Raw genomic sequence first — 24,545 nt, forward strand, 5'->3', positions numbered from 1 at the left:
CCCTACCCTTAACTAAAACCGCAGAATATGCCTTCTAATAGTACGTCATTCCCAAGGCATCTGCTCAATAGAAAAGAAAATTTATCTTAGCAAAAATGAAGGCGGGAGATAGCACTCTTAGTTACCAAAGAAAGGCTGAGGGCAAAAGGCTACAAATAAGAGGAAGTTTTGATTATGCAGAATTAGCTTTTTGTTGCAAAGGAATCTCTATGATAAACTCTGTACCCTGTCTAGGTGCAGAAATACACTTCAATTTACCTCCATGATCTTTAATCACCTGATGGGAAATTGATAATCCTAAACCTGTTCCCTTACCTACAGTTTTAGTAGTGAAAAATGGGTCAAAAATCCGTGATTGTAAGGATTGTGGTATACCTGGGCCATTATCTAAAATTTGAATCTGAACCTGAGAATTTTTAATTAATTCAGTGCGAATGTAAATGGTTGGTAATTGCTGATTTGCTGGTAATGCGTAATGACAATGGGCATATTTTGCACTATTTTTTTGTTCTTCAACGCCTTGATTTGTCTGTTCTTCTAGAGCATCGATCGCATTACCAATGATATTCATAAATACCTGATTAAGTTGTCCGGCGTAACACTCAACCATTGGTAAATCTCCGTATTCTTTGATTACTTGAATTCCGGGCTGACTGGAGTGCGATCGCAATCGATTATTTAAAATTAGTAGTGTATTGTCAATGCCTTCATGAATATCTACTAACTTCATTTCCGCTTCATCTAAACGAGAAAATTTCCGCAAAGAAAGGATTATTTCGTTAATTCGCTGCGCCCCTATTTCCATAGAATTTATTAGCTTTGGCAAGTCTTGAGACAAAAAATTTAACTCAGTTTCTTCTATGGCTAATTGTACTTCTGGTACTGGTTCTGGGTAATGCTGTTGATAAGCTTGTACCAGAGATAAAAGATTGTCAAAATATTGCTTGGCATAAGTAATATTGCCTTGGATAAAACTTATCGGATTGTTAATTTCATGGGCAATTCCAGCAACCATTTGCCCCAAGCTAGACATTTTTTCATTTTGAACTAATAAAACTTGAGCTTGTTTGAGTTCAGATAAACTTTGCTTCAATTGCTCTGTTTGCTGTCGCAAATTCTGAGAAGTTAATTCTAAATCTGCATTGGCACGCGCCAATCTTTCTTGATCTTTTGCTTTTTCCAAGCGCGTTCCCAAAATTCGACAAGCTGCTATGAGTAATTCTTGTTGATGAGCGCCTTGAATATTTTGAAAATTATGCGATGATAAAGTAATTACACCGATGACGCTACCATCTATTGCTGGAATTGGAAAAATACCAATAGCCCGAACTGCTGGATGACAAAATTCGGGAATAGCATCAGGATGGCTGGCATAATCTTCAATAAATAAGGGTTTCCCTGTTTCTACAACTTGCCAAAGTAATCCTTTACCTTTAGGAATTCCCCTACGTAAAGCTGCTTCCATTTCTGCCATTATCGGTTCACCATAAGTGGCTATAAGTTCAGCAGAAATATAATTAGTTAAAGGATAAGCTTGATAGTTTTTTTCCTGAGTAACAATTTCTTTGATATCGCCGAAAGTGCAATTACTAGATTGCACTAAATAATTGAGTGCAAACTGAGCAATTTCTTTGACATCAGTAGTACTTTGCAAGCGTTCAGTTAAACCAAATAAAAAAGAAAGCCTTTTAACTTCGTTATTTAATTGCTGCTGACTGGTGATATCAACTAACAACCCATTCCAAAAAATATTGCCGTTACCCTGTAATGAAGGTTGAGCATCCCATTGAATCCATTTCACTCTTCCTGTGGGTAAAATAAACCGTCCTGCCCACCTCCACGACTGCAATTTTTTGGCAGATTTGAATATAGAGTCGTAAAAATCTTCTTGCTCGTCAGGATGAATCATGGAGAGCAGAATATCCGTATCTAATTCCATCTCTGCTGATTCCATCTCGAAGAATTCTTGAAAGCTTGGACTGAGAATCAAGAAACTCAGGGAACCATCTTTACGCAGCAGAAATTGATAAATTAATCCCACTGTATTATTCATTGAAACTTGTGGTTTCCTGGGAGTTGTATAAGAAATATTTGCAGGCGTTAGTAGATTTGCCTCTTTACTTTCAGACGATGCTTGATGATGCGAAGACGTAACAATAGTTGGATGTTTAGCTATCATTGACTTACTTTTCCGATGGATGAGGAATAACTTTGAACAATTAATTCAGTTAAAAATTAACGTTCTTCTCATCTAAAAATTTAAAAACTAATTTAATTAATTAAATTAAAACACGGCTCAAATATAATTGCATTTGACCACAGATAGATATTATCCTGTAACTCTTTTTACAAATAAAAGCTATCTGAGCGAATTAAAAGCTCTTTTTTACAGAACCTTTAAATATTCCTCGATCGCCTTTACACATTTTTTACTAAAGCTCCAAAAGTAAATTAAAACTTAATATTTATTAAACTAAATTATATCCATTATATATATCTACCTTTAGATAGATATTGAAAAAAATTACCTCAACAATGAGAGGGGATGAATACTCAACCCTTTACAGGGAAAGACTTTACAGCTATTCCCAAACCATATCAAAGTCTTTTGTTTGTAATAATAAAAACAATTCCCCGAATCCTATAAGATTATATAATTAATTTATTAACAGCAACATTTTATAATTAAGAAAAAACTTGATTAAGTGTTAAATTAATATGTGATAACTCTTACAAAAATATTCGTACTTCGTAAGATAGATGTGTCTAAAAAATAACTAGAATAAATTTTGTTAAGATAAAATATTTCGATAGCTAACTCATTGCACTAGATTGGTTAAAAGTTATGCTGCCAAATTGTACTCGTTGTGAAACCATACCAAACAAAATTGAGGGTGAAGGAACGCTATATTTGTGGTTTCCTGTAGGACACACTACAAGCAAGGTAATTTCAGCTTTAGATCAAATCAACCAGAGTTATCAACTTCTCGAAGATAATGAAGGTTGTCAAGTATATTTTGATCCTAAAAATGAAGAATTAATTAATGTACTAACGACTAAACTAACCAATAAAGAATTAAGAGAAACACAAGCTTTATGGATTTCCGGGACAAGAGAACCGCAATTTAGGGATTTTTCTCGTGTGACTTCGCTACATAATTTTATTAGTTTGAACAAGGCGGAGTGGTTATTAGATGTATTAGCATCTGAGCGTTTAACTTGTCATTTTCAACCGCTCGTATATGCTGAAGATACATCGCGGATTTTTGCCCAAGAAGCATTACTTCGGGGAATTGACGAACAAGGAAATTTAATTAGTCCGGGTCGAATTTTTTCTCATGCTTATGATGCAGGTTTAGTGTTCAAGTTAGATGCTTTTGCGCGACAAATTGCGATTCGCGAAGCTAATCAACATGGGATTGAACAGTTGATTTTTATTAATTTCTCGCCTACCGCAGTTTACGATCCAACTACCTGTTTACGCATGACTGTACGGGCAATTAATGAGGCAGGTATTCCTCACGATCGCGTAGTTTTTGAAGTGATGGAATCAGAACAACCACCAGATATTAAACATTTAATTAAAATTCTGAAATTTTACCAGGATGCAGGTTTTAAGATTGCCTTAGATGATTTTGGCACAGGATATTCTAACTTAAATTTAATTAGCGCATTGTCCCCTGATTTTATTAAGTTAGACAGAGATTTAATTTCTAATATCGATCGCAACCCCCAAAAAGCAGTAATCACTAAAAAATTATTAGAAATCGCTCAACATTTGCAAATTAAAACAATTGCTGAAGGGATAGAAACTTTAGAGGAATTACATTGGGCACAGGAACACAAAGCTACTTTTATTCAAGGTTTTTTAATTGCCAAACCCCAAAGTCCACCAGTAACAAACACTCCATTATTTGACGTACTCACCTGATTAAAGTCGAGGAGCGTTTAATTAAAAAACCTTTAGCATCTCCAAAAATAAAAGGTACATCGACAAAAAACCTTGTAGAGACGTTATATATAACGTCTCTACAAGGTTTTTTGTCGATGTCTATTGATAGTAAGTAGGTGCAAATAAATAAAGTGAAAATAGTTATCTATCAATGGGGCGGGCAAGATGCCCACCCCACAAGAAAGCTGAAAATCTTGTGGGGTGGGCATCTTGCCCGCCTTTGTTTTAGGAAAGCGACAATAAAGTTGCCGTTGTAGGAGAAATTATGTAACAATAAATACAGAAATAAACGTTCATCCTATTTCTGAGAAACTATTTAGCATGAAGTTTGAAGAATGGGACGGAAGTAGGGAATTCCCCGAAGGAACGCGCTTCATGTTGTGAAAATGCGATGGAGCGTCTGTGATGAACATTCAGTGGCATATTTATAGGAACTTAGAACTGATTCCTGATACAGTAACAGAACCTCAAGCGAGGAACTCAGCATTTGTAATTCGATTAACTAAAGGTTGGCGATCGCTGGTTAACAAAATTATTGACAACTTTTCACTAGAACGACAAGTTGAGCATTTAGAAAAATGCTGGTTTCTCAATGGAACTGAGCATAAAAATAGAAATTGGGCTACAACTGCATCTACTGTTTGGCTGTTCCTAAATCAACCCATTTTTAATAACAGCTTTCCCACCTCTCCTGAACCTATAATCCGCCAGTTGAGCGACGATCGAGGAGAAGTTTTCTGGTGTGCCTACGACCCTTTGACAAGGGAGGAAATTTTTTTAGAATCTGAGGAAGAAGTTCAAATTTGGCTTGAAGAACGCCTCTATTACTAATGCAAGAAAGCAGGTAGGGAGGTAGAGCAGGGCTAATTCATTTAAGTGGAACAGGACAACATTTAACGCAAGTTGCTAGTTATTAATTATTTCGGAGTTCCCCCCTTGAGTAAGGGGGGTTAGGGGGGATCTAACGCTGTGATTACTAGGTTTTGATCCCCCCAACCCCCCTTAATAAGGGGGGCTAAGAAACAGCCAGACTTATAACTAGCAACTTGAGTTATTTAAATGTAGAGGTAATTCATAAATTACCCCTACATTTAGATGTTCTGCCTCTGTATGACAAGTTTAGTTTTATCCTTGTTTCGGCTTGCTTTGACGGTTGGAAAGGTATTGAATAGCAAACAAAGCTACCCCAATCAATAGAAACGAAAAGATTGTGGTAATAGTACCCAAAGCATATAAAGTCGGAGAAGTTACATTAGTAGTCATGCCAAAGATTTCCAAAGGCAGAGTATTTGTTTCTCCAGAAATTAGTGATGTACGAGTAAATTCGTCGTAAGATAAAGTAAAGCCAAGCAGACCAACTCCCACAACACTAGAAGCAATTAAGGGAAAGACAATCTGCCAGAAAGTAGTTGTTTCACTGGCACCTAAATCACGCGCTGCTTCTTCATAAGCAGGATTAAAACGACCGAAAATACCGAGCATAATTAAAAATGCAAAAGGTAATGTCCAGGTTAAATGTCCTGCTAGCGCAGAGGAATACCATTGGTTATCAAGTCCTACCAAACCAAATACAATTCCTATTCCCAATGAAACTAGAATACTAGGCACAATTAAACTAGATATGGTCAGGTAAAAAATTAGATTTGAGCCAGTGAAACGACGGCGGAATGCCAATCCTGCCATAACGCTGAAGACAACCGTCAACACCATGACGATTAATCCTAAACTGAACGATCGCCAAAACGCCTCGACAAAGTTTCCTACTCGCTGTTCGCCAAAAACCGCACCCAGCCAATAGAAACTAAATCCTCGCATTGGGAAGGTTAACTGACCTTCTGGCCCTTGAAGAGACAGCAGAAAAACGGCAAACATTGGGCCATACAAAAACAGCACAAACAGTCCAAAAAAGCCAGCTAACAGATAATAAGACAGAGGTTTCTTTTTCTTTTGGGTCATGATTTAAAGTTCCTTGCGAATATCAACAGCACGTAGGATTGCAAACACAATCATCAGCGTTATTATTAAGAGAACTACAGCATTTGCTGCTGCTAATGGGTATTGCAAACTATCTAATTGGTTTTTAATTAAATAGCCCACAGAAGAAGACTTCCCACCGCTCATAATTCGCATTGTGGCAAATTCACCCATTACCAAAGTCACCACAAAAATGGAACCTATAGCAATTCCTGGTGCTGATAATGGCAGAATAATTTCTTTTTGAATTTGGAAAGGTGAGGCTCCTGCATCTTCGGCAGCGGAAACGAGATTGCGATCGATCCGAATCATGCTATTAAAAATTGGTGCCACCATAAATAAAGCGTAAAGATGCACCATTGCCAGCACTACAGAAAAATCGGAAAACAGAAAAACTTCAATTGGTTGTTTAGTCAATCCTATTCCCATCAAAGCTTGGTTAATTAAGCCTTCCCGTCCCAAAAAAGGAATCCAAGAAATCATCCGAATAATGTTAGAAGTGAGAAAGGGAACGGTGCAAATTAAAAACCAAATCGTTTGCCATTTGGGATTTTTGATGTGGAAGGACAAGAAATAAGCAACTGGATAGCTAATTAACAAACACACTAACCAAACTAAAAACGCAAACTTCAGCGTATTTAGATAAGTTGCTAAATAGACTTTGGATGTAAAAATTCCCAGATAGTTGTTTAAAGTGAATCCGGGAGACATGGCAAAGCCATTGAAATTCCAAAAACTAACTACAACGATCGCGGCAATGGGAATCACCAAAAACAGCAAGAACACAAGGGTTTGCGGTGCTGAAAGTAAATAAGGCTGGAGTGTTTTCCAGTTGATTGACTTGGGAGTGCGCGATCGATTTTCCGAACTAGGGAGTTGAGTAACTGCCATAATGAATATCCTGATTAAGCAACATCAGAAATTAAAATTGGTACGAATAACACCAACAAAAACTGTGTCATTCGAGCTATTATGTTCCGGGCTAGTGATGACTATAATGCCCGGTGTAATGCCAATATTGTCGGTAATTTGAAACTTGTAAAACGCATCAACCATAATCGAAGTGTCTGGATCTTCAAAACCTTTCACATCATTTTCTGTAACTTTAGAAGGCATTCCCACTACAATGCCACCTAAGCTACCTTTTTTGAACAAATCTGGAAATGCTAAAGCAGCTGCCCAAGCTTGAATCGTAGCATCCGATCCCCTACCAAATCCGCTTTCTGCTTTCGCCTTTGCGAAGTAGTACCAGCCACTTAAAATAAAATTCTGGCTGAATTTATACTGTGCTTCAATACCGTATCCGTTGGTTGTAGTAGGGAAAGGCCCAAAGGGAAAAGCAGAGTTTTCGCTACCAAAAAAACCTCCTGGTGGAGCATTCCCACTGCCATCATCGTAGGAGTGCAAATAAGTAAAAGCGACTGCGAATTTATCGAAGGGTTTGATAGTAATTTGCCCTAATGCACCGTAAGGGCCATTAAATAATCCCCTAGTTGGATCGTTTGCTGTTGGTGTACCTGCCAGATAACCACCACCAATGTTAATTGCATCGGTAATGTTGTAATTAAAACCTGCACCTGTGACACCGCTAGGAAAGTAAATTGGACTCCGTAGAGCAAATCCGGTGAGAACAGTATCGTAATCACCATCAAGAGGATGTAGAGTTGGGACAAATAAATCCAAAAACCCAAAGGCTTCCAGAAAAAATGTACCGCGATCGCCTAACGGAAAACGATACTCTAACTGGTTGATGGAAACTCTATTGTCGCTAGGAGAAGTAAAAGCCAACCTAGACATTGCAGTTCCAGTAGCCCCACCCAGCGCGGGAGTATTACCTGCCTGCAAACGCATAATCAGCTTATCTTTTCCTGTGAAACTGCTAGTGAGAATCAGACGTATTCGATCTGTAAAGATTAAATTGTCATCAACATCTTCAGGGACGAGAGGAGAAGGTTTAGCTCTATTAGGGGTACCAAATTCCCCTGGTGTTGGTGGTAGAATTCCCGCACCAGAACCTATTGCTTTTTTGTCTCCAAATACATTTACTAAGGCAAAAACAGCGTGTCCAGTCAGTTTAGTGGTAGTGGAAAACTGTTGCCTTTCTACTGTCGTAGTTCGAGCTTCTAACGCATCTACTCGACCGCGTAAATTTGCCAGTTCTGCGGCAAAGTTTTCTTGCAATCGCCGTAAAACCTCTAAGTCTTCTTGGCTGACAAGATTAGGATTTGCGGCAGCAATGAGTTCTTGAATTCTATCCAAGCAAGCATTTAATCCGGCGGCGAATTCATATCTTGTCATGGCACGATTGCCACGATAAGTTTTATCAGGATATCCTTCAATGCAACCATAGCGTTCAACTAAAGATTGCAATGCTTGAAACGCCCAATCTGTTGGCTGTACATCTGTTAACTGAGAAACAGAGGTTACTTGCTCTTGTAAGTCATCAAGTGGGTTTGTTTCAAGTTCAGAAATCGCAGTTATTCGCTCTGATAAAGTGCCTTCTTGTTCAGTATTTTCCCAAGCAATAACTGAAGAATCGATCGCTGATTTGCGATCGTTCCTAGTAATTTCAGTAGCACATACAGATGAAACAGCCATTATTAGGAAAAAAGGTACAACAAAGCCTTTCCCCAGGCATTGCCTGAGCAAATTCAACATCATTCAATTCCTCACACCACTGAAAAGTTTTGAGTTTTAAGTTGTAGGGGCGGGTGAGAGCAGATAAGTCTGTAGTCACAGCAGAAGAGTTAACAACAAAACCCGCCCTAGAGAGAGTTTTGAGTTAGGGAAAGTTTGGAGAGTTTTAAGTTCAGAAATTTCCCAAGAGTCCCCTTGTCCCCTCTGCCCCCCTGCCCCTCTGCCCCTCTGCCCCCCTGCCCCTCTGCCCCTCTGCCCCCAGAGCTCCCTATGCGACAATAAACTCTGTCCATTTGTACACAAGATATACTTGCTCGGGCATAAAGGAGTTCCAACAAGCGACATTACCCATGCGATCGTTAAACGAACCCCCATCCCGCACGGCACCTTGAGATTCAATCTTTTTACCAAACGGATCGATCATATCGATCGCAGCTGGGTTTCCCTTCGTACCAGAAATCCCACTCCTCCGGTTTCATGTATCTTCTGGCATTTTCCGGTGCCGCACTGTAGTAACCCTGGCGCGAGAGAAATCCACCTACCCAACCTTCTAATACCCAGTTGAGATATTCATAAGCCGCATCTAATTCGATTCCAGAGAGATTTTTGGATAATCCCAAACCTCCACCCCAGCCGCGATACCCTTCTTTCAAGGGAGCATAGACGCACTTTAACCCTCTGGCTTTCACTGCGGTTACAGCAGGAGACCACATCGATTGCAACACCACTTCTCCAGAAGACATGAAGTTAACTGATTCATCAAATGTCTTCCAAAATGCGCGAAACTGACCCGCTCTTTTCTGCTCAATCAAGATATTTGTCACTTTATCGAGTTCTTCACGAGTCATGTTGCCCTTATCGCCAAATTTCATCAATCCTTGTGCTTCCATCACCATCGCTGCATCCATAATGCCAATGGAAGGAATGTCAAGAATTGATGTTTTGCCGCGAAACTCTGGGTTAAACAATTCTGCCCATGATTCAATTTTTCTGCTGACTAAATCGGGACGATAACCCAATGTATCAGCATTGAATTGGAATGGAATCATTGTTGCCCAATCTGTTGGATTGCTGGCAAACTCTATCGAATCTCGCCCTTTGACAAACATCACTTTTCGGGGGGCTGTTCCCTGTGAAGTGTTAACTCTGGCACCGGGATAAAGTTCTCCAGTGGTAAAAATGGGGGTGATTTTGTTAAATTTTTTGATTTTACGAATGTCGATCGCTTGCAGGTTTCCCGAAGGAATTACTAATGGTAAGCTGAAAAACTCTCCATCATAAATGTCGTACTGTTTGGGTTGGGTAATCGCAATTTGAATGTTCTCAGCTGTACTGAGCGCCCGCATTCTGATCTTAAAGCCCAGGTCTTTTTCTGCTTGAGCTTTAATATCATTAATTTGAGCCGCACCTGTTCCCATCAGGCGAAGAGTGACATCTTTGATTTTATTGGTAATGATGGTTGGGCCTCGGTTAGGATTGCAACTAGCAGCTGCGATCGTAGCCCCAGCCGCTAGCCCACCTCTAACGAAGTTGCGCCGACTGATTTTGGACATAGTTTTTGTTTTATTAAGTTCTGAATTTTCAGATCTTTGGCAAAGGTTTGAAATCTGAGTTTTTAACCGCAGATATCCACAGATAAAGACAGATGTACACAGATGATTCGGGATGAGTCGATCGACTTCTTTAGAAAGTTAATGTGGTAAAAACACACAATCGTCTTTTGACCAACTCAGGACAACTAACTGTCCTTCCTGCAAGTCATTGCTATTCCAATCAGTTGTTCGAGCTTTATAAAGAAGTTCTTGTCCGGTTGCTTCAGTCATTAGGGAAACTCGCGTGACATATCCAGTCATTTCGATCGCTGTAATTCGGGCAACCACCTGATTAGCTGCCAAGGAAGATTTAACAGAGATACTAGGAGAGTGAGCGGTAACTTGCATTAAGTCGGGACGTACAGAGCAAGCTGCTTGAGAACCTATAGGAGTTCCGTAGCCTCGGCTGTATATAGCTCCAATTCCTTCAACTTCTAGCTGAATTAGGTCAAGATTTGCGTCTTGGACAACGTTTAACACCTTACCTGTAAAGATGTTATTGTCGCCCATAAATTTGGCAACGAATTGAGAACCTGGGCGATCGAACAGTTCTTCTGGTGTAGCAATTTGATCGACTTTTCCATGTGTCATTACTACCACGCGATCGGATAGCGAGAACGCTTCCTCAACGTGGTGCGTAACTTGAATAAAAGTCATGCCAAACTGCTTTTGAATCTTACGAAGTTCGGTTCGCATCCGCACTCGCAGGTTTTCATCTAAAGCGCTGAGTGGTTCATCAAGCATCAATACTTGCGGACGGGTAACTAATGCTCTTGCTAGTGCAATTCGCTGTTGCTGTCCACCGCTCAGTTGAGTGGGTTTGCGATCGGCTGTATGGCTCAGTCCTACCATTTCTAAGATTTCGCCCACACGACTTCGCCGTTCTTCTAACGGTACGTTCCGCATCTTTAAGCCAAATTCTACGTTTTCCCAAATGGTTTTATGGGGAAACAAAGCATAACTCTGGAACATCATCGAGGTGTTGCGTTTGGCGGCTGGTAAGTCATTGACCCGTCGATCGCCAATCAAAATATCTCCACCGCTGATTTCTTCGTGTCCAGCAATCATTCTCAACAATGTTGTTTTACCACAACCACTAGGCCCTAACAAGCAGCAATAGTTTCCGGCTGGAATATCGAAGGTGATGTGCTCAACTGCCGTTACTGCACCGTATTTCTTCGTTACCGATCGCAACGACACACCAGCAGCAGCTTCTGCTAGAGCCTGTTGAATATCAGTTTGTTGGGCAGTTAAAATTCCCCTATTGGTTCGTTTTCCGGTTCCAATTGTCATGATTTCTCCTTACAAATCCGGTATTGATGGCAAAATAAAACTTGTGTGGACTAAGGTGGAATTGAATTCCTGAGTGCTGCGCTTTTAGAACTCCTCGCCCGCAACACACTCAGCCCAGTAATAGAAAATAAAGGTGTTTTATCCTAAAAGCTGCGATTTGACGATGTGCATTGAATTATTAATAAATGCTATAAAGTACCTCTGCTGATATTTGTGATACAAAATTTGCGTGCTAAAATCGAAGCAAAATTGTATACAAATCTTGTACACAATGTTTTTTCAAAAAAATGTATTGCTTGTTACACTCAGAGAATTTTAAGGGCGAATTTTAGGAAGGAAATTTTAGAAATGGATAAAAATGCACATTTAATTAAAAGTCTGCATCTATCTAAAGTTGTAAATACAAAATATCGTGTTGTTACCTAAAAATGTCGGATGAATGCCCCCGTGGAGAGCGCAGCTTAGCGGGGGATGAAATCCGACCAATTAACGAGAGAAGCGAAGCAACGATTTAATTCTACCATCTATGGGTAAAGCGTGTTAAACTAAAGCTAATCCAAGGTCGAGGATAAATAGATGCTGGTTGTAGAAGCTAAGCTAAAAAACGGTAGTCCAGAACAATACCAAAAGCTAGAAGAAACTATCAGAACAGCGCAATTTGTGAGAAACAAATGCGTCCGGTATTGGATGGACAACAAAGGGACTACGCGCAATGATTTGCAGAAACTTTGTGCCATTTTAGCAAAAGACTCTACAACCCCTTGGGTAAACAAATTAAACTCACAAGCACGACAATCAAGCGCAGACCGAGCATGGAATTCCATTGCTCGGTTTTCTGCTAACTGTCGGGATTCATCAATTAAAAAGAAAGGATTTCCTAAATTCAAGAAGTTCAGTAGATCGGTGGAGTACAAAACTACTGGTTACAAGCTTTCTGATGATAGAAAACAAATCACCTTTACTGATGGATTTAAGGCGGGAACATTTGATTTATGGTGCAGCCAGAAAACTATTGTTTACTATTCGGAACAGCAGATTAAGCGGTTAAGGGTAGTTAGACGTGCTGATGGTTATTATTGTCAATTCGTAATTGACTATGAGCGGGAAGAGAAGCACGAATTCACTGGTTCTGTAGTGGGAATTGACTTAGGACTTAAGGAGTTTTACACTGATTCCAAAGGAAATACAGTAGAAAATCCTCGCTTCCTCCGTCAAACAGAAAAGCGTTTGAGAAAAGCCCAGCGTCGGCTATCCAAGCGTCATAGAAGAGGTAATAAACAATCAAATAACTATCACTTGCAACGACAAAAAGTTGCCTTATTACACCTAAAAGTTTCTCGACAACGTAAGGACAGAAGCATCAAGGATGCTCTGGCGTTAGTCCAATCTCACGATTTGGTAGTCTACGAAGCCTTGAAGGTGTCTAATTTGGTAAAGAATCACAAGTTGGCGAAAAGCATTAGCGATGCTTCTTGGTATCAATTCACGCAATGGGTGAATTACTTCGCCAAGATTCATAAGATAACCTGCATCGCTGTACCGCCACAATTCACGACTATTGATTGCTCTGTTTGTGGGGCGAAAGTCTATAAGTCTTTGAGTACTAGAACTCACCAATGCCCCCATTGCAAAACAGTTTTAGATCGTGACTTGAACGCAGCAATAAACATTCTTAAAAAAGGGTTGAAATACTTGGGAGAATATCTCAACGGTACTGTTGGGCAAACAGAAACCGACCCAAACGACTGGGGAGAATCCGGCCTCTTGGTCTTCAACAGAGATGTTGAAGATTTAAGCCGTTTCATTGAGCCAGTAATTCCGGTAGGCGACTCCGGGAGAATCCCCCGTCACAGCAACGCTTGACGGGGGAGTATGTCAATCAACTACTATGCAAACTGCTCGGCAACCCATACAAACACAGATGAAACCAAAACCAACGGAGGATTTTATCTACACCGAGCTTTATAATGCAATTTTGGAACGTCGCTTGCCTCCAGAGACTAAATTAGGGGAAAATTTGCTGGCAGAGCATTATGGAGTCAGCCGGACAATTATTCGTCAGGTGTTAATGCGCTTGTCTCACGATCGCTTAATCAAACTCGAACCAAATCGCGGAGCTTTTGTTGCCAGTCTTTCACTAGCAGAAGCTAAACAGATCTATGAGGCATGGCGATTGACGGAAGCGGCGATCGTGCGTGATGTGACCAAAACCATTACAAAAAAGCAGATCTCTGCACTGCGGACTTTGGTCGCAGAAGAAAGAGTTGCCTGCGAACAGCAAGATCTACCTCGACTCACCCGGTTGTCTGCACAATTTCATATCCAATTAGCAGATTTTTGCACGAACAAGTATTTAGGCAGATTTCTCAAAGAGTTAGTTCCACTAACTTCATTGGCATTCTTCTACGAAGTGCGAAATATGCCGATTTGCACTAAAGACGAACATAGCGAAATTTTAGATGACATTGCATCTAGGGATGCGGACGCAGCGGTTGCAGCTGCCATGCGTCATTTAGATGGTATCGAAGCTGGACTCAATGCCCGCGCCGCGCTCAATCAAACAGCAAGTCTGGTAGACATTTTAAAATCTAGAACCCCATCATTATCGTGAACAGGACTGACGCAAAGCCTCTATCCGTAGGGTGCGTTAGTTTTAACGTAACGCACCATTCCACTGACGCAAAGCCTCTATCCGTAGGGTGCGTTAGTTTTAACGTAACGCACCATTCCACTAAGTGTATGCTTCATTTGCTGTAGCTGGAAATATCGATAACTTGAGTTGTATACAATCTTGGCATACAATCTCTAGATGATTTAAAGTAAAACTGCTATATGAAAATTAAAGTAATTAACCCAAATACAACGGTGAGCATGACTCAAACAATTGGGTCAGCGGCACGAGCGATCGCCAATTCTACTACTGAGATAATTACCTGCAACCCTAAAATGGGGCCTGTCTCCATTGAAGATCACTATGATGAAGCCTTAAGTGTCATCGGTATTCTGGATGAAATTCGCACAGGGGAAGCAGAAAAAATTGATGGGTATGTGATTGCTTGCTTTGGCGATCCGGGGTTAATGGCAGCGCGAGAATTAGCGAAAGGCCCTGTGATTGGCATTGCAGAAGCAGCAATGCACGCTGCAAGCATGATTTCTACTGGATTCTCAATTGTGACGACTTTGGGACGCACCAGAATAATTGCTCAACATCTTGTAGAACGTTATGGCATGACTCGTTTTTGTCGGCAAATTCGATCGATCGATTTATCAGTGTTGAGTTTAGAAGAAGCTGATACTAAGAAAGCTGTGTTAGCTGAATGTCGCACAGCGCTCAAAGAAGATGATTGCGGTGCGATTATCCTCGGATGTGCAGGAATGGCTGATTTGTCGATTTGGTTGACTGATGCGTTAGGAATTCCTGTGATTGATGGGGTGAGTGTAGCAGTCAAATTTGTGGAAGCATTGGTTGGTGCGGGATTAAGCACCAGTAAAACCGGAGATTTAGCATATCCCATTTCTAAACCTTTCACCGGAAGTTTGTCCAAGTTTGTTCCTTAGTTAAGTGAATTAAAAATATTTTTTCTATTGGATTGATTAGAAATAATAACTTCTCTGTAATTCAGGTGTTTACACTGCGGCAAAGTTCCGTATTTCTCTGGAATCTTATGTGCGATCGTTAGTCGTAAAATATCGATCGAAGCCAAATAGAACCTGATTATGAAAGCTAGTATCATACCAATCTTAACCGCAATATCCCTGCTGTGCATCGCCTGTCAATCCAACCTAACACAGCAATCTTCTACCGCTACAACACCAAATACTCAAACTCCTGGTAGCACAACTCCTAAAACTTCTTTACCACCAGCGCAAACTTATGATTTGCAAGTGAATGAAGATCAAGTTGTAGCAAGATTAACACAAATTGCCTTTACCGATGACAGCATTGTTGTCACTATCGCATTTACAAATGTTAGTCAGGAAGCTATTCAGCTGAACGCCAAAGATGACTTAATTCTTGATGACGATGTGTATGATAGCAAATACCGTCTAGCAGTTCCATCAGATAATCCTAAAATCCAAATTCAACCAGGAACTACCTTAAAAGGACAATTCGTTTTCCTTGGTAGAGTTTCACCACAAGCTACTACCTTAACTATTGCCACAAATTCTAATTTGCCATATTGGAATACTAATACAAAAAACTTTCCTCGGATAAGTTTCAGTAATTTATTGATTCAAAGAGGAAAGTAAAATGATTAAGCTAATTAGACAGCTAAATTTGCTGTTTGCCTTATTTGCTGTAGTGGGTTTTTCCTATTTGGACTTTCGCCGGAATAATACATACGCCAAAGTTACCACATTAGAAATAGTACCAGTTGCCGTTTCCAAGTTAGAAGTTGTATCTACCACTTCCACAAGTGTAGAAACAGCAAATCAAACCACCACCACCACTCAATTACAAACAGAAAATCAAACCGTTCCTCAAACTAAGTTAGAAGTTGAATCTTCTAGTTCTAATTTAGAAGTAGCAAGTTCCCCCACTCCCACAACTACAGTTGAAACAGAAAAGCCAAATGTTCCTTCGAGTAAATTAGAAGTTGAATCGTCAACAAGTACAAATTTAAAAGTCGAAACTCCCCCCACTCCCACAACTAAAGTCGAAGTCGAAACTCAACCAACTACTCCTAGCAAAGTAGAAGTTGAAACACCACCACCGACAAAAATTACAGCGGCTACAGTGGAAAAGACCATGACTGAATTAAAAGCCGAAAAAACCAAATTAGGAATTAAAATTAACCTTCCAGAACATATCTTATTTGACTTTGACAAATATCACGTTCGCGCCACAGCAAAACCTACCTTAAGCAAAATCAATCAACTTTTGACTTACTACGGCAAATCAGAGGTTTTAATTAACGGACATACTGATAATAAAGGCGATGACGCTTACAACGAAAAACTTTCTCGACTCAGAGCCGCAGCAGTAATGTATTATTTTATTAATGTCTTCAAAGTACCAATAAAGCGACTACAAACCAAAGGATTAGGCGAAACTCAACCAATTGCACCTAATAATAAAACAGATGGTTTAGATAATCCCGAAGGTAGACAGAAAAATCGGCGGGTAGAAGTAATTATCAAAACTTAAAGCCTATAGATCATAGATCCCCGACTTCTTGAAGAAGTCGGGGATCTGATGCGCTAACGTTTCCAAATGCCTGCATAGATGAACAAACTCCTACTAGTGAAGTAATTTACTTTTATGCTTTATTCAGCTAATTGAATTAGGCGTTTTAATATCCGCAACACGGAATATAAATCATTGCCACGATCGCGAATTGCCAAAAGATTTGATGTTGCATAACGCGCTGGATTTCCGGGGATTAATTTAATAAAAATAAAAGTACTACCTGTGGTTATCATGCCAAATTTAGGTCGTTCTGGATTAGGATTAGCTAACATATAAGCTAGGATTTGAGCTAATCCAGCTTCAATAGAAAAAGTGACTCTTTTAGATTCAATAATCATCAGCCAAACTTGATCTTTTAGAACTAAGGTATCAAGATTTCCTTTGACTATTACTCCTTCATCTTCTGCGGTAATTTCGATGCTGGTTTCTGCTTTAATATAAAAAGGAGCTAAATAAAATTCTCCGATGAATAGAATGGGAGAGACGATAGTGATGTTAATCGGTTTTTCGAGAAACGGGGGTTTTTTAATCAGGTTAAAATAACCCGCTTTCACTTGATCTAAAAGTTGTTTTTGTAAATCCGTAATTTCTGGTAAATCCTCTAGCCATTCCCGAAAAAAATCTTCATCTTCAACCAATTGAAGGTTGAATAGCCTTTCTAATTCTTCTAGGCTACTATCTTTGGCTGAGATAGTTTGTACCATAATAAGTTGTAAATAGCATTATTAATCTAAAAGCTTGTAGAGACGTTATATATAACGTCTCTACAATATGGGTAATCAAGGGGACATGATATTATCCCTTTTCTGGTTTAACTTACGGGAACAGAAAGTTCTTGCTTGAGTGCTTGTTCCAACAAAGGTGCTTTGTCGGTTTTTTCCCAAGGCAAGTCTAAATCTGTGCGTCCTAAATGTCCATAAGCGGCGACATCTTGATAGAAACGAGCGTTTCTTTCTGCGGGTAAATTGCGTAAATTAAAGGCAGCGATGATTCCGGCTGGACGTAGTTCAAAATTGTCTTTTACTAAATTTAGTAAAGTTTCATCGTCTACCTTGCCAGTTCCGAAAGTATCGATCATCATACTTACAGGACGAGCTACCCCGATCGCATAACTAAGCTGTACCTCGCACTTCTCCGCCAAACCAGCAGCCACAATATTTTTAGCCACATAACGACAAGCATAAGCGGCGCTACGGTCTACTTTTGTGGGGTCTTTACCAGAAAAAGCACCGCCACCATGACGAGAGTAACCGCCATAAGTATCAACAATGATTTTCCGACCAGTCAACCCAGAATCACCTTGCGGGCCACCAATCACAAATTTGCCTGTAGGATTGACTAAAAAGCGAGTTTGTGCATCCGGTTTCACATCGATATCAGCAAAAACAGGAATCACCACTTTTTCCCAAAGGTCTTCTTTAATTTTGGCTTGCACTGCACTTTCGTCAGTAATATCGCCAATGGTCGCAGTATGCTGAGTGGAAACTAGGATAGTGTCAATACCTACGGGTTTTCCGTCTTCGTAAGCTACTGTAACTTGAGTTTTGCCATCTGGACGCAGGTAAGTCAACTCTCCAGTTTTGCGGACTGCGGCTAGTCTGCGGGCGATCCGGTGCGCTAAACTAATCGGCAAGGGCATTAACTCAGGGGTTTCGTTGCAAGCAAAACCGAACATTAAGCCCTGATCTCCCGCACCAATGGCATCAAAAGCATCAGAGTCATTTTGTTCGCGAGTTTCTTGGGCGGTGTTTACCCCTTGGGCGATATCGGGAGATTGTTCATCCAAAGCCACTAAAACGGTGCAACTATGCGCTGCAAAGCCATTATCGGAATCAGTGTAACCAATTTCCGCGATTTTCTTGCGGACGATATCGACGTAATTAACGTGCGCTTTGGTGGTAATCTCTCCGGTAATTAGCACTAAGCCTGTGTTTACTACCACTTCTGCGGCTACACGGCTATAGGGGTCTTCAGCGAGTAGCGTATCTAAAATAGAATCAGAGATTTGATCGCAAATTTTATCAGGATGACCTTCGGTGACAGATTCGGAGGTGAATAGGTAGCGACGAGTCAAAGGTAGCTCCTCCTTGAGAATGTGGGCTGGTAATAACTAAACTATCTGGGCTGAATTCAACCACTGTAAAGAGCCATCATAACAATATTTCTACCCCTAATCCAGAAACAAGATCTGCTTCATTGCCTAATTGATATGGTTTCGTTAAGGATTAATTCTTAATGAAATCTTAAGTCCGGTAATCTGACAAGTGCGATCGCGCCTGCACAGACTACGCCAACGCGATATTATGAGAAATTGAGGTAAGTAACTGGAATGAATTACTGAAGCTAGCGTAATTTCAGGAAAAATCAGAGTTAAAACTGTAAGTTGTTTTATTCATATATTTAAGACTAAGTGAGAATCCCATGATGAACGAAATTACTCTGGAATGGCAAGAAACAAGTCAACTTAGAAAAGCAATTATTGGCGCTCAACAACTTAGCAAACATCCCGGTACAGTGCGCTTAGGTCGTGACCCTCTCCAATGTGATATTGTCTTAACTCATCCTACAGTTTCCGGGTTGCACGTAGAGATATTTTTTAACCAAAATTGTAATTGTTTTCAGGTGCGAAACTTGCGCCAAAGTAATCCTCCAATGGTGGATGGAAAAAATTTGATTCAAGGTGAAATGAGTTTAAGCCAGGGTAGCACTATTTGTTTGGGACAAATAGAAATTAAAGTTGTGGCTGTGATGTTGGCTGGTAGTAGTGTTCCTCCTACTATTTTAATGCCGCCTAATTCAGGAACTACGAACAATCAAGTTTATGGTTTAAAATGTCCCAAGTGCGATCGCATTTCCCCTTTTGAACAGTTAGACTTGGGTTGTCCTTGGTGCGGTACTTCTTTAGCAGCAGCTTCTAGCGTATTAATTACTCCTAACAGTCACTAAATTATGAATCCTCAACCTCTAAAAATTCGCCTGAGTTGGCAAGATCCCGTTACTGGAGAACGGCGAGAACCTAATTTAAATCTTCCCGTTGCTTTAGGACGAGAATTTTCCCAAATGCCCGCTCAAATTAGAGGTTTGCCTGTCTCTCGCATTGTGTTAAATACTCCGGCAATTTCTCGCTTTCATGCTTTAATCGATCTCGAAGCCTGCGAGTTAGTAGTAGTTGACCAAAATACTGTTAATGGGATTTTTGTTAATGGTCAACGTCAGGCGCGATCGCTATTAGCTAATGGCGATATTTTACAAATTGCTGATTATCAAATTACCGTTTCTTTCGCTACTCTTCCACCCCCAGTAACTTCTCCCATTCCACCCACAATTAATTTTAATCCTGATACAGATTTACCTGAGTCGGTAATTATTCCCCCTGCTGTTTCTTTAGGGCAAACTTTTCCGCCAAATTTGTTTCAGTCACCCCAAGTCAATGTCCAAGATTTATATGCCACTGGTCACGCAGTTGATGAAGTTAATTATACAGCAATTGGGGCAGGTTTGGGAAGCTTTGTTTGGGTGGATTTATTGCGAATTTGTGGAGTCCAAACTAATCAAATTGCCGCTTTAGGTTTGGAGGAAAAACCTTATGCACGCTATCAGCGTTTGTGCCTGAATTCGCAAATTCCTCCTCATGAAAGATTGCGTTCTAATTCTGATTCTTGCCCTGATAATATTTGGGGTTGGCCTAGTTATGCTTTAAGGGAAGCTTGGCACGATCTAACTAAGGGAAAATTGAATGATGCTTTGGGTTATTTGTGGCAAGTTTTTGCGGAACCAAGTTTTGCTCAAACTTACACGCCTCGATCGCAAAATGTGTTTGATTCTATCGATCGCGAAGCCCAAAGAATAGGTTGGGATAAAATATTTCGTAATGGCAGCGTGCGGGCAATTCGGAAAACTACAGATGGGCGTTATGCGATCGCATATTCGCGCCGTCGTTCCAGCACAGCACCCCCAGATCACGCTTTTTTAGTCACCCAATTTATCCATTTAGCTACAGGTTATCCCGCCATTCAATTTTTACCTGATTTGCAAGCTTACCGTCAACAAACTGGGGATTTTAAATCAGTAGTTAACGCTTATGAAGAACACGATCATGTTTACCAATATCTTGAAAATAACGGAGGTACAGTTTTAATTCGCGGTCGGGGAATTGTAGCTTCGCGGATTGTGCAAAGGATTTATGAAGCGAGAGAACATAATAAGTTGATTTCGATTTTGCATTTAATGCGATCGCCCAAACCCCAAGGCAACAAATTTGATTTCGCCCAACGTCAAGTAGAAAATCATTATGAATTTCAACCCTTTAACTGGCCGAAAGCTTGTTGGGGTGGCGACTTAAGAGAAATATTAGAAAAAGCCGATTCTGGAACCAGAAAACAGTTATTGAAACAGTGGGGAGGGACTACGACTGCCGATCGCAAAGATTGGAAAAGAATCGTTTCTCAAGGATTAAAAGAAGGCTGGTATCAAATTACCTTTGGCGAAGTAGAAAAAGTTGAACGAGATACCCATAATAGAACTGTTACTTACATTAAAGAGCAAAGTTTAAAAGGACAGATCCGCCTAGAGGCAGATTTTATTATTGATGCGACTGGATTAGATGCTCATGTCATAGCCAGCCCTTTATTAAATGACTTAGTAAAACAATATAATTTGCCATTACTTGATAATGGTAGATTTGCGATCGCCAATGATTTTGAGATAGTAGAAATGCGAAATCAAGGAGGTAGAATATATGCTAGCGGCGCGATAACTTTAGGTGGCCCTTATGCCGCAGTTGATAGCTTTTTGGGTTTACAATATGCCGCCCTTTGCGCTGTGGATAGTTTAGCCGCCGTTAAAGCCCCAAAATTACATCAACTAAATGCGATTACTTCTTTGATTCAATGGTTAAAATGGGTTAATAATCAGTCTCCTTAATCTGGGATTTTTAACTACAGATATCCACAGATAAACACAGATGAACACAGATGTAGACATAAACTTAATGCTGGGTCAAGAAAAATCTAAAATCCTCGAAAATCTAAAATCTAAAATCCCATGACTCCTACACTTTTTGGTAGATGGCAAACTCGTTTATTATTATTGGCGACAGTTGGTGTATTAGTAACTTTACCTTTTGCATTAGGAATTACTAGCCCTCATTCCAGTTCGGTTTATTTTTGGGTGTTAGGATATATCGCCGTTTTTGGCTTTTTTTGGGACATTCTTTATAATTATTGGCAAAAATTTCGCTGGGATCGAGATTGGCCTGGAATATTTCAACTTTTAGCGGGGATTTGGGAAGCAATTTTCTTAATAATAATTATTAAATTGTTGCAATTGCCTTTACCCGGAGTGCAAAACCTAGATTTAAACTTGTTTATCCGTCACTATAGTTTGGTTTGGTTAGGTGTTTATCTAGCATCTCAAACTATTATGCGGATTATATTTCCTCGCTGGCGGTTTCGCGGTGGTCAGTGGTTGTAAAGTATTACGAAGATAGACTAAGAGACGAGAGAAACTTAGACAGATTTGCCAAAAAGTAAGCAAAATGGATTTAGTATGATACAAACGGCTCAGTAAATTTGTTGTACACTTTCTTAGTCCAATATCTGACGTTAAACTACGTCAAGTTTAACTGTCTTTGAGGGAATTATGCAGACAGTCGTTCTAGTTTTAATTCAAGTCCTTATTGTCATCGGACTTTCCCGACTTGTAGGTTTAGGATTTCGCTTGCTTAAGCAACCTTTGGTGATAGGAGAAATCGTCGCCGGAATCATGCTTGGGCCATCTTTATTAGGATTAGTTGCACCCGGAATCGCTGCAAGTTTATTCCCCGCCGAAACTATTCCTTACCTGAATGTGCTCTCTCAGGTAGGATTAATTTTTTTCATGTTTTTAATTGGCTTGGAATTAGATCCAAAGTATCTTAAAGGTAATTTAGATATCGCTATTTTAACTTCTAACGTCAGTATTTTAGTACCTTTTTCTTTAGCAAGTTTATTATCTCTTTTACTTTATCCGTTACTTTCTAATTCCAGTGTTTCTTTCACTGCTTTTGCCCTATTTTTAGGGGCAGCAATGTCGATTACAGCTTTTCCAGTTTTGGCGCGAATTATTACAGAAAATAATTTACAAGGTACGAGGTTAGGAACTTTAGCTTTAACTTGTGCGGCTGTTGATGATGTGACAGCTTGGTGTTTGTTGGCTTTAGCGATCGCAGTCACTCGCAGCAACAGTATGATAGAAGCTGTACCAACAATTATTGAATCTTTAATTTATATTGCTTTCATGGTGACAGTGGGGCGATCGTTCCTCAAAAGACTCGCTACTCACTACGATCGCAAAAATCGCCTCAGTCAACTTGAATTAGCCGGAATTTATATGGCTGTGGTAGCTTCCGCTTTAATTACAGAATTCATTGGCATTCACCTAATTTTTGGCGCATTTTTATTAGGCGCAGTTATGCCCAAAAATCCAGCTATGACCAGAGAAATAGCCGAAAAAACCGAAGATTTTGTTTTAATATTTTTATTGCCAGTTTTCTTTGCTTATAGCGGATTACGTACAGAAATAGGCTTACTGAATCGACCAGAATTATGGTTACTTTGTGCCGCCGTTGTTGCCGTCGCCATTGTGGGTAAATACGCTGGAACTTATGTGGCAGCAAGAGTTTCCGGCATTAATAAACGCGAAGCTTCCGCACTTGGTTGGTTGATGAATACTCGCGGTTTAACTGAATTAATCGTCCTCAATATCGGCTTAAGTTTAGGAGTAATTTCTCCTTTGTTATTCACCATGTTGGTAATCATGGCATTGGTGACTACATTCATGACTTCGCCATTACTAGAATGGACTTATCCCAAACGATTAATTCAACTCGATGTTTTAGAGTCGATTAGCGAACAAAAAGAAGGAATTGTAGAAACTAAACCTGCTATTGTCAATTCTAATCTAGCAACGCCAAACTATCGCATTTTAGTACCAGTCGCTAATCCACGAACCCAAAAAGGTTTACTACAATTAGCAGTAGCAATTGCTGGGATGAGATTAGAATCATCTGTAGTACATCCCCTCAGTTTAATTGAATTTGAAGAGGATTATTTATTTCAAAGTACTCCCTTAGAAGCTAATAGATTGATCCAAGAACGTCGCCAACGTTTAGAAGAATTAATTCAGAGTTTAGAACCTCCAGCAGTTCGGCAACTGGTGCATCCAATCATCAGAATTTCACAGGATGTGGCTAGAGAAACAGCAGAAATTGCCTTACTCGATCGCACCGATTTAATATTAGTAGGTTGGCATCGTCCAGCTTTTAGTACTAACCGTTTGGGAGGAAGAGTTGGGCAAATTCTTACTATTGCACCCGCCGATGTAGCAGTATTTGTCGATCACGGCAAAGAAAGGTTAGAAAATTTATTAGTGCCATACTCGACTAATATTCACGATGATTTAGCTTTGGAAATTGCTTTAAGGTTACTTTTCAATCGTGATACTTGTTGTTTAACTGTCTTACAAGTGGCGGAAAATGAACTAAGTCAAAATGAATTGAGTCATGAATTTCGCAGCGTATTAGAACGTTTACCAAAGAGTGTACGCGATCGCATTGACATTAATTTTGTAGAAGCGAGCGAACCTATCGAAGCAGTAGTAGCAGCATCCGAAACTGTCGATCTCACCATTGCTGGTACTAGTCGCGCTTGGGGAATTGAACGCCAAACATTAGGGCGCTATACTGATTTATTAGCTACAGAATGTCGTTCTTCTCTGTTAATTACCCGTCGCTATAATCAAGTAACTTCTCACATTTCTTCTATATTGGAATCGGAAAAAATTTACAATCAGTGATTCAGACTTTTGAGGTAAATAAACTATAAAAATTCTCCCATCAACTTGTCTGTTATCCCCTTTATTACTGGAG

18 protein-coding genes, 1 pseudogene and 1 riboswitch are annotated in these 24,545 nt (G+C 40.0%); of the genes and pseudogenes, 11 read left to right on the forward strand and 8 right to left on the reverse strand.

Features of this window, described 5'->3' with window-relative positions:
• Positions 1-172: 172 nt before the first annotated feature.
• Positions 173-2,053, reverse strand: a complete 1,881-nt coding sequence (locus ACE1CI_RS02640) for an ATP-binding protein (protein ID WP_496615204.1) — start codon at positions 2,051-2,053, stop codon at positions 173-175.
• Positions 2,054-2,845: 792 nt separating this feature from the next.
• On the opposite strand from ACE1CI_RS02640, the gene ACE1CI_RS02645 reads away from it, so the two are divergent.
• A complete protein-coding gene (locus ACE1CI_RS02645; RefSeq protein ID WP_413267068.1) occupies positions 2,846-3,931 on the forward strand; it encodes an EAL domain-containing protein in 1,086 nt (361 codons plus the stop codon).
• Positions 3,932-4,240: 309 nt separating this feature from the next.
• Positions 4,241-4,325, forward strand: a riboswitch (Glutamine riboswitch).
• A gap of 32 nt (positions 4,326-4,357) precedes the next feature.
• Complete coding sequence (locus ACE1CI_RS02650; protein WP_413263913.1) at positions 4,358-4,783, forward strand: hypothetical protein; 426 nt, start codon at positions 4,358-4,360, stop codon at positions 4,781-4,783.
• Positions 4,784-5,077: 294 nt separating this feature from the next.
• Here the strand turns inward: ACE1CI_RS02650 and ACE1CI_RS02655 are convergent, their stop codons facing one another.
• The 5 genes and pseudogenes from ACE1CI_RS02655 to ACE1CI_RS02675 all read right to left on the reverse strand — a co-directional run bounded on the left by ACE1CI_RS02655 (position 5,078) and on the right by ACE1CI_RS02675 (position 11,448).
• Positions 5,078-5,908, reverse strand: coding sequence for an ABC transporter permease (locus ACE1CI_RS02655; protein ID WP_413263914.1), 831 nt, complete (start codon positions 5,906-5,908; stop codon positions 5,078-5,080).
• Positions 5,909-5,911: 3 nt separating this feature from the next.
• Positions 5,912-6,817, reverse strand: a complete 906-nt coding sequence (locus ACE1CI_RS02660) for an ABC transporter permease (RefSeq protein ID WP_413263915.1) — start codon at positions 6,815-6,817, stop codon at positions 5,912-5,914.
• A 24-nt stretch (positions 6,818-6,841) separates the two neighbouring features.
• Positions 6,842-8,524 carry an iron uptake porin gene (locus tag ACE1CI_RS02665; RefSeq protein WP_413263916.1) on the reverse strand — a complete coding sequence of 561 codons (1,683 nt, stop codon included), beginning with the start codon at positions 8,522-8,524 and terminating at the stop codon, positions 6,842-6,844.
• Between the two features lie 307 nt (positions 8,525-8,831).
• Positions 8,832-10,116 (reverse strand): annotated as a pseudogene (locus tag ACE1CI_RS02670) (ABC transporter substrate-binding protein).
• Between the two features lie 138 nt (positions 10,117-10,254).
• The gene (locus ACE1CI_RS02675; protein WP_413263918.1) at positions 10,255-11,448 is read right to left on the reverse strand and encodes an ABC transporter ATP-binding protein; all 1,194 of its coding nucleotides are present in this window, start codon (positions 11,446-11,448) and stop codon (positions 10,255-10,257) included.
• Positions 11,449-12,024: 576 nt separating this feature from the next.
• Here ACE1CI_RS02675 and ACE1CI_RS02680 point away from each other — a divergent pair.
• From ACE1CI_RS02680 to ACE1CI_RS02700, 5 genes are all read left to right on the forward strand, one after another.
• The gene (locus ACE1CI_RS02680; protein WP_413263919.1) at positions 12,025-13,311 is read left to right on the forward strand and encodes an RNA-guided endonuclease InsQ/TnpB family protein; all 1,287 of its coding nucleotides are present in this window, start codon (positions 12,025-12,027) and stop codon (positions 13,309-13,311) included.
• Positions 13,312-13,369: 58 nt separating this feature from the next.
• Positions 13,370-14,059, forward strand: coding sequence for an FCD domain-containing protein (locus ACE1CI_RS02685; RefSeq protein WP_496615205.1), 690 nt, complete (start codon positions 13,370-13,372; stop codon positions 14,057-14,059).
• A gap of 221 nt (positions 14,060-14,280) precedes the next feature.
• Positions 14,281-15,006, forward strand: a complete 726-nt coding sequence (locus tag ACE1CI_RS02690) for an aspartate/glutamate racemase family protein (protein WP_413263921.1) — start codon at positions 14,281-14,283, stop codon at positions 15,004-15,006.
• A 159-nt stretch (positions 15,007-15,165) separates the two neighbouring features.
• Positions 15,166-15,699 carry a hypothetical protein gene (locus ACE1CI_RS02695; RefSeq protein ID WP_413263922.1) on the forward strand — a complete coding sequence of 178 codons (534 nt, stop codon included), beginning with the start codon at positions 15,166-15,168 and terminating at the stop codon, positions 15,697-15,699.
• A gap of 1 nt (position 15,700) precedes the next feature.
• The gene (locus tag ACE1CI_RS02700; protein ID WP_413263923.1) at positions 15,701-16,597 is read left to right on the forward strand and encodes an OmpA family protein; all 897 of its coding nucleotides are present in this window, start codon (positions 15,701-15,703) and stop codon (positions 16,595-16,597) included.
• 119 nt (positions 16,598-16,716) lie between these two features.
• Here the strand turns inward: ACE1CI_RS02700 and ACE1CI_RS02705 are convergent, their stop codons facing one another.
• Together ACE1CI_RS02705 and metK are read right to left on the reverse strand one after the other, a co-directional pair.
• Complete coding sequence (locus tag ACE1CI_RS02705) at positions 16,717-17,343, reverse strand: restriction endonuclease subunit R (RefSeq protein WP_413263924.1); 627 nt, start codon at positions 17,341-17,343, stop codon at positions 16,717-16,719.
• Between the two features lie 107 nt (positions 17,344-17,450).
• Entirely contained in the window at positions 17,451-18,713 is a 1,263-nt protein-coding gene (metK, locus tag ACE1CI_RS02710; RefSeq protein ID WP_413263925.1) for a methionine adenosyltransferase, read from the reverse strand.
• Between the two features lie 347 nt (positions 18,714-19,060).
• Here metK and ACE1CI_RS02715 point away from each other — a divergent pair, with 347 nt between their 5' ends.
• From ACE1CI_RS02715 to ACE1CI_RS02730, 4 genes are all read left to right on the forward strand, one after another.
• Complete coding sequence (locus ACE1CI_RS02715) at positions 19,061-19,585, forward strand: FHA domain-containing protein (protein ID WP_413263926.1); 525 nt, start codon at positions 19,061-19,063, stop codon at positions 19,583-19,585.
• A 3-nt stretch (positions 19,586-19,588) separates the two neighbouring features.
• Positions 19,589-21,562, forward strand: coding sequence for an FHA domain-containing protein (locus ACE1CI_RS02720; RefSeq protein ID WP_413263927.1), 1,974 nt, complete (start codon positions 19,589-19,591; stop codon positions 21,560-21,562).
• Between the two features lie 120 nt (positions 21,563-21,682).
• Positions 21,683-22,111 (forward strand): hypothetical protein, encoded by a 429-nt coding sequence (locus tag ACE1CI_RS02725; protein WP_413263928.1) that lies wholly within the window; start codon positions 21,683-21,685, stop codon positions 22,109-22,111.
• 168 nt (positions 22,112-22,279) lie between these two features.
• Positions 22,280-24,472: a cation:proton antiporter gene (locus ACE1CI_RS02730; protein WP_413263929.1), complete on the forward strand. Its 2,193-nt coding sequence runs from the start codon at positions 22,280-22,282 to the stop codon at positions 24,470-24,472.
• The last annotated feature ends 73 nt before the right edge of the window (positions 24,473-24,545 follow it).

This window comes from Floridaenema flaviceps BLCC-F50 (assembly GCF_041929275.2).
Classification (GTDB): domain Bacteria; phylum Cyanobacteriota; class Cyanobacteriia; order Cyanobacteriales; family Aerosakkonemataceae; genus Floridanema; species Floridanema flaviceps.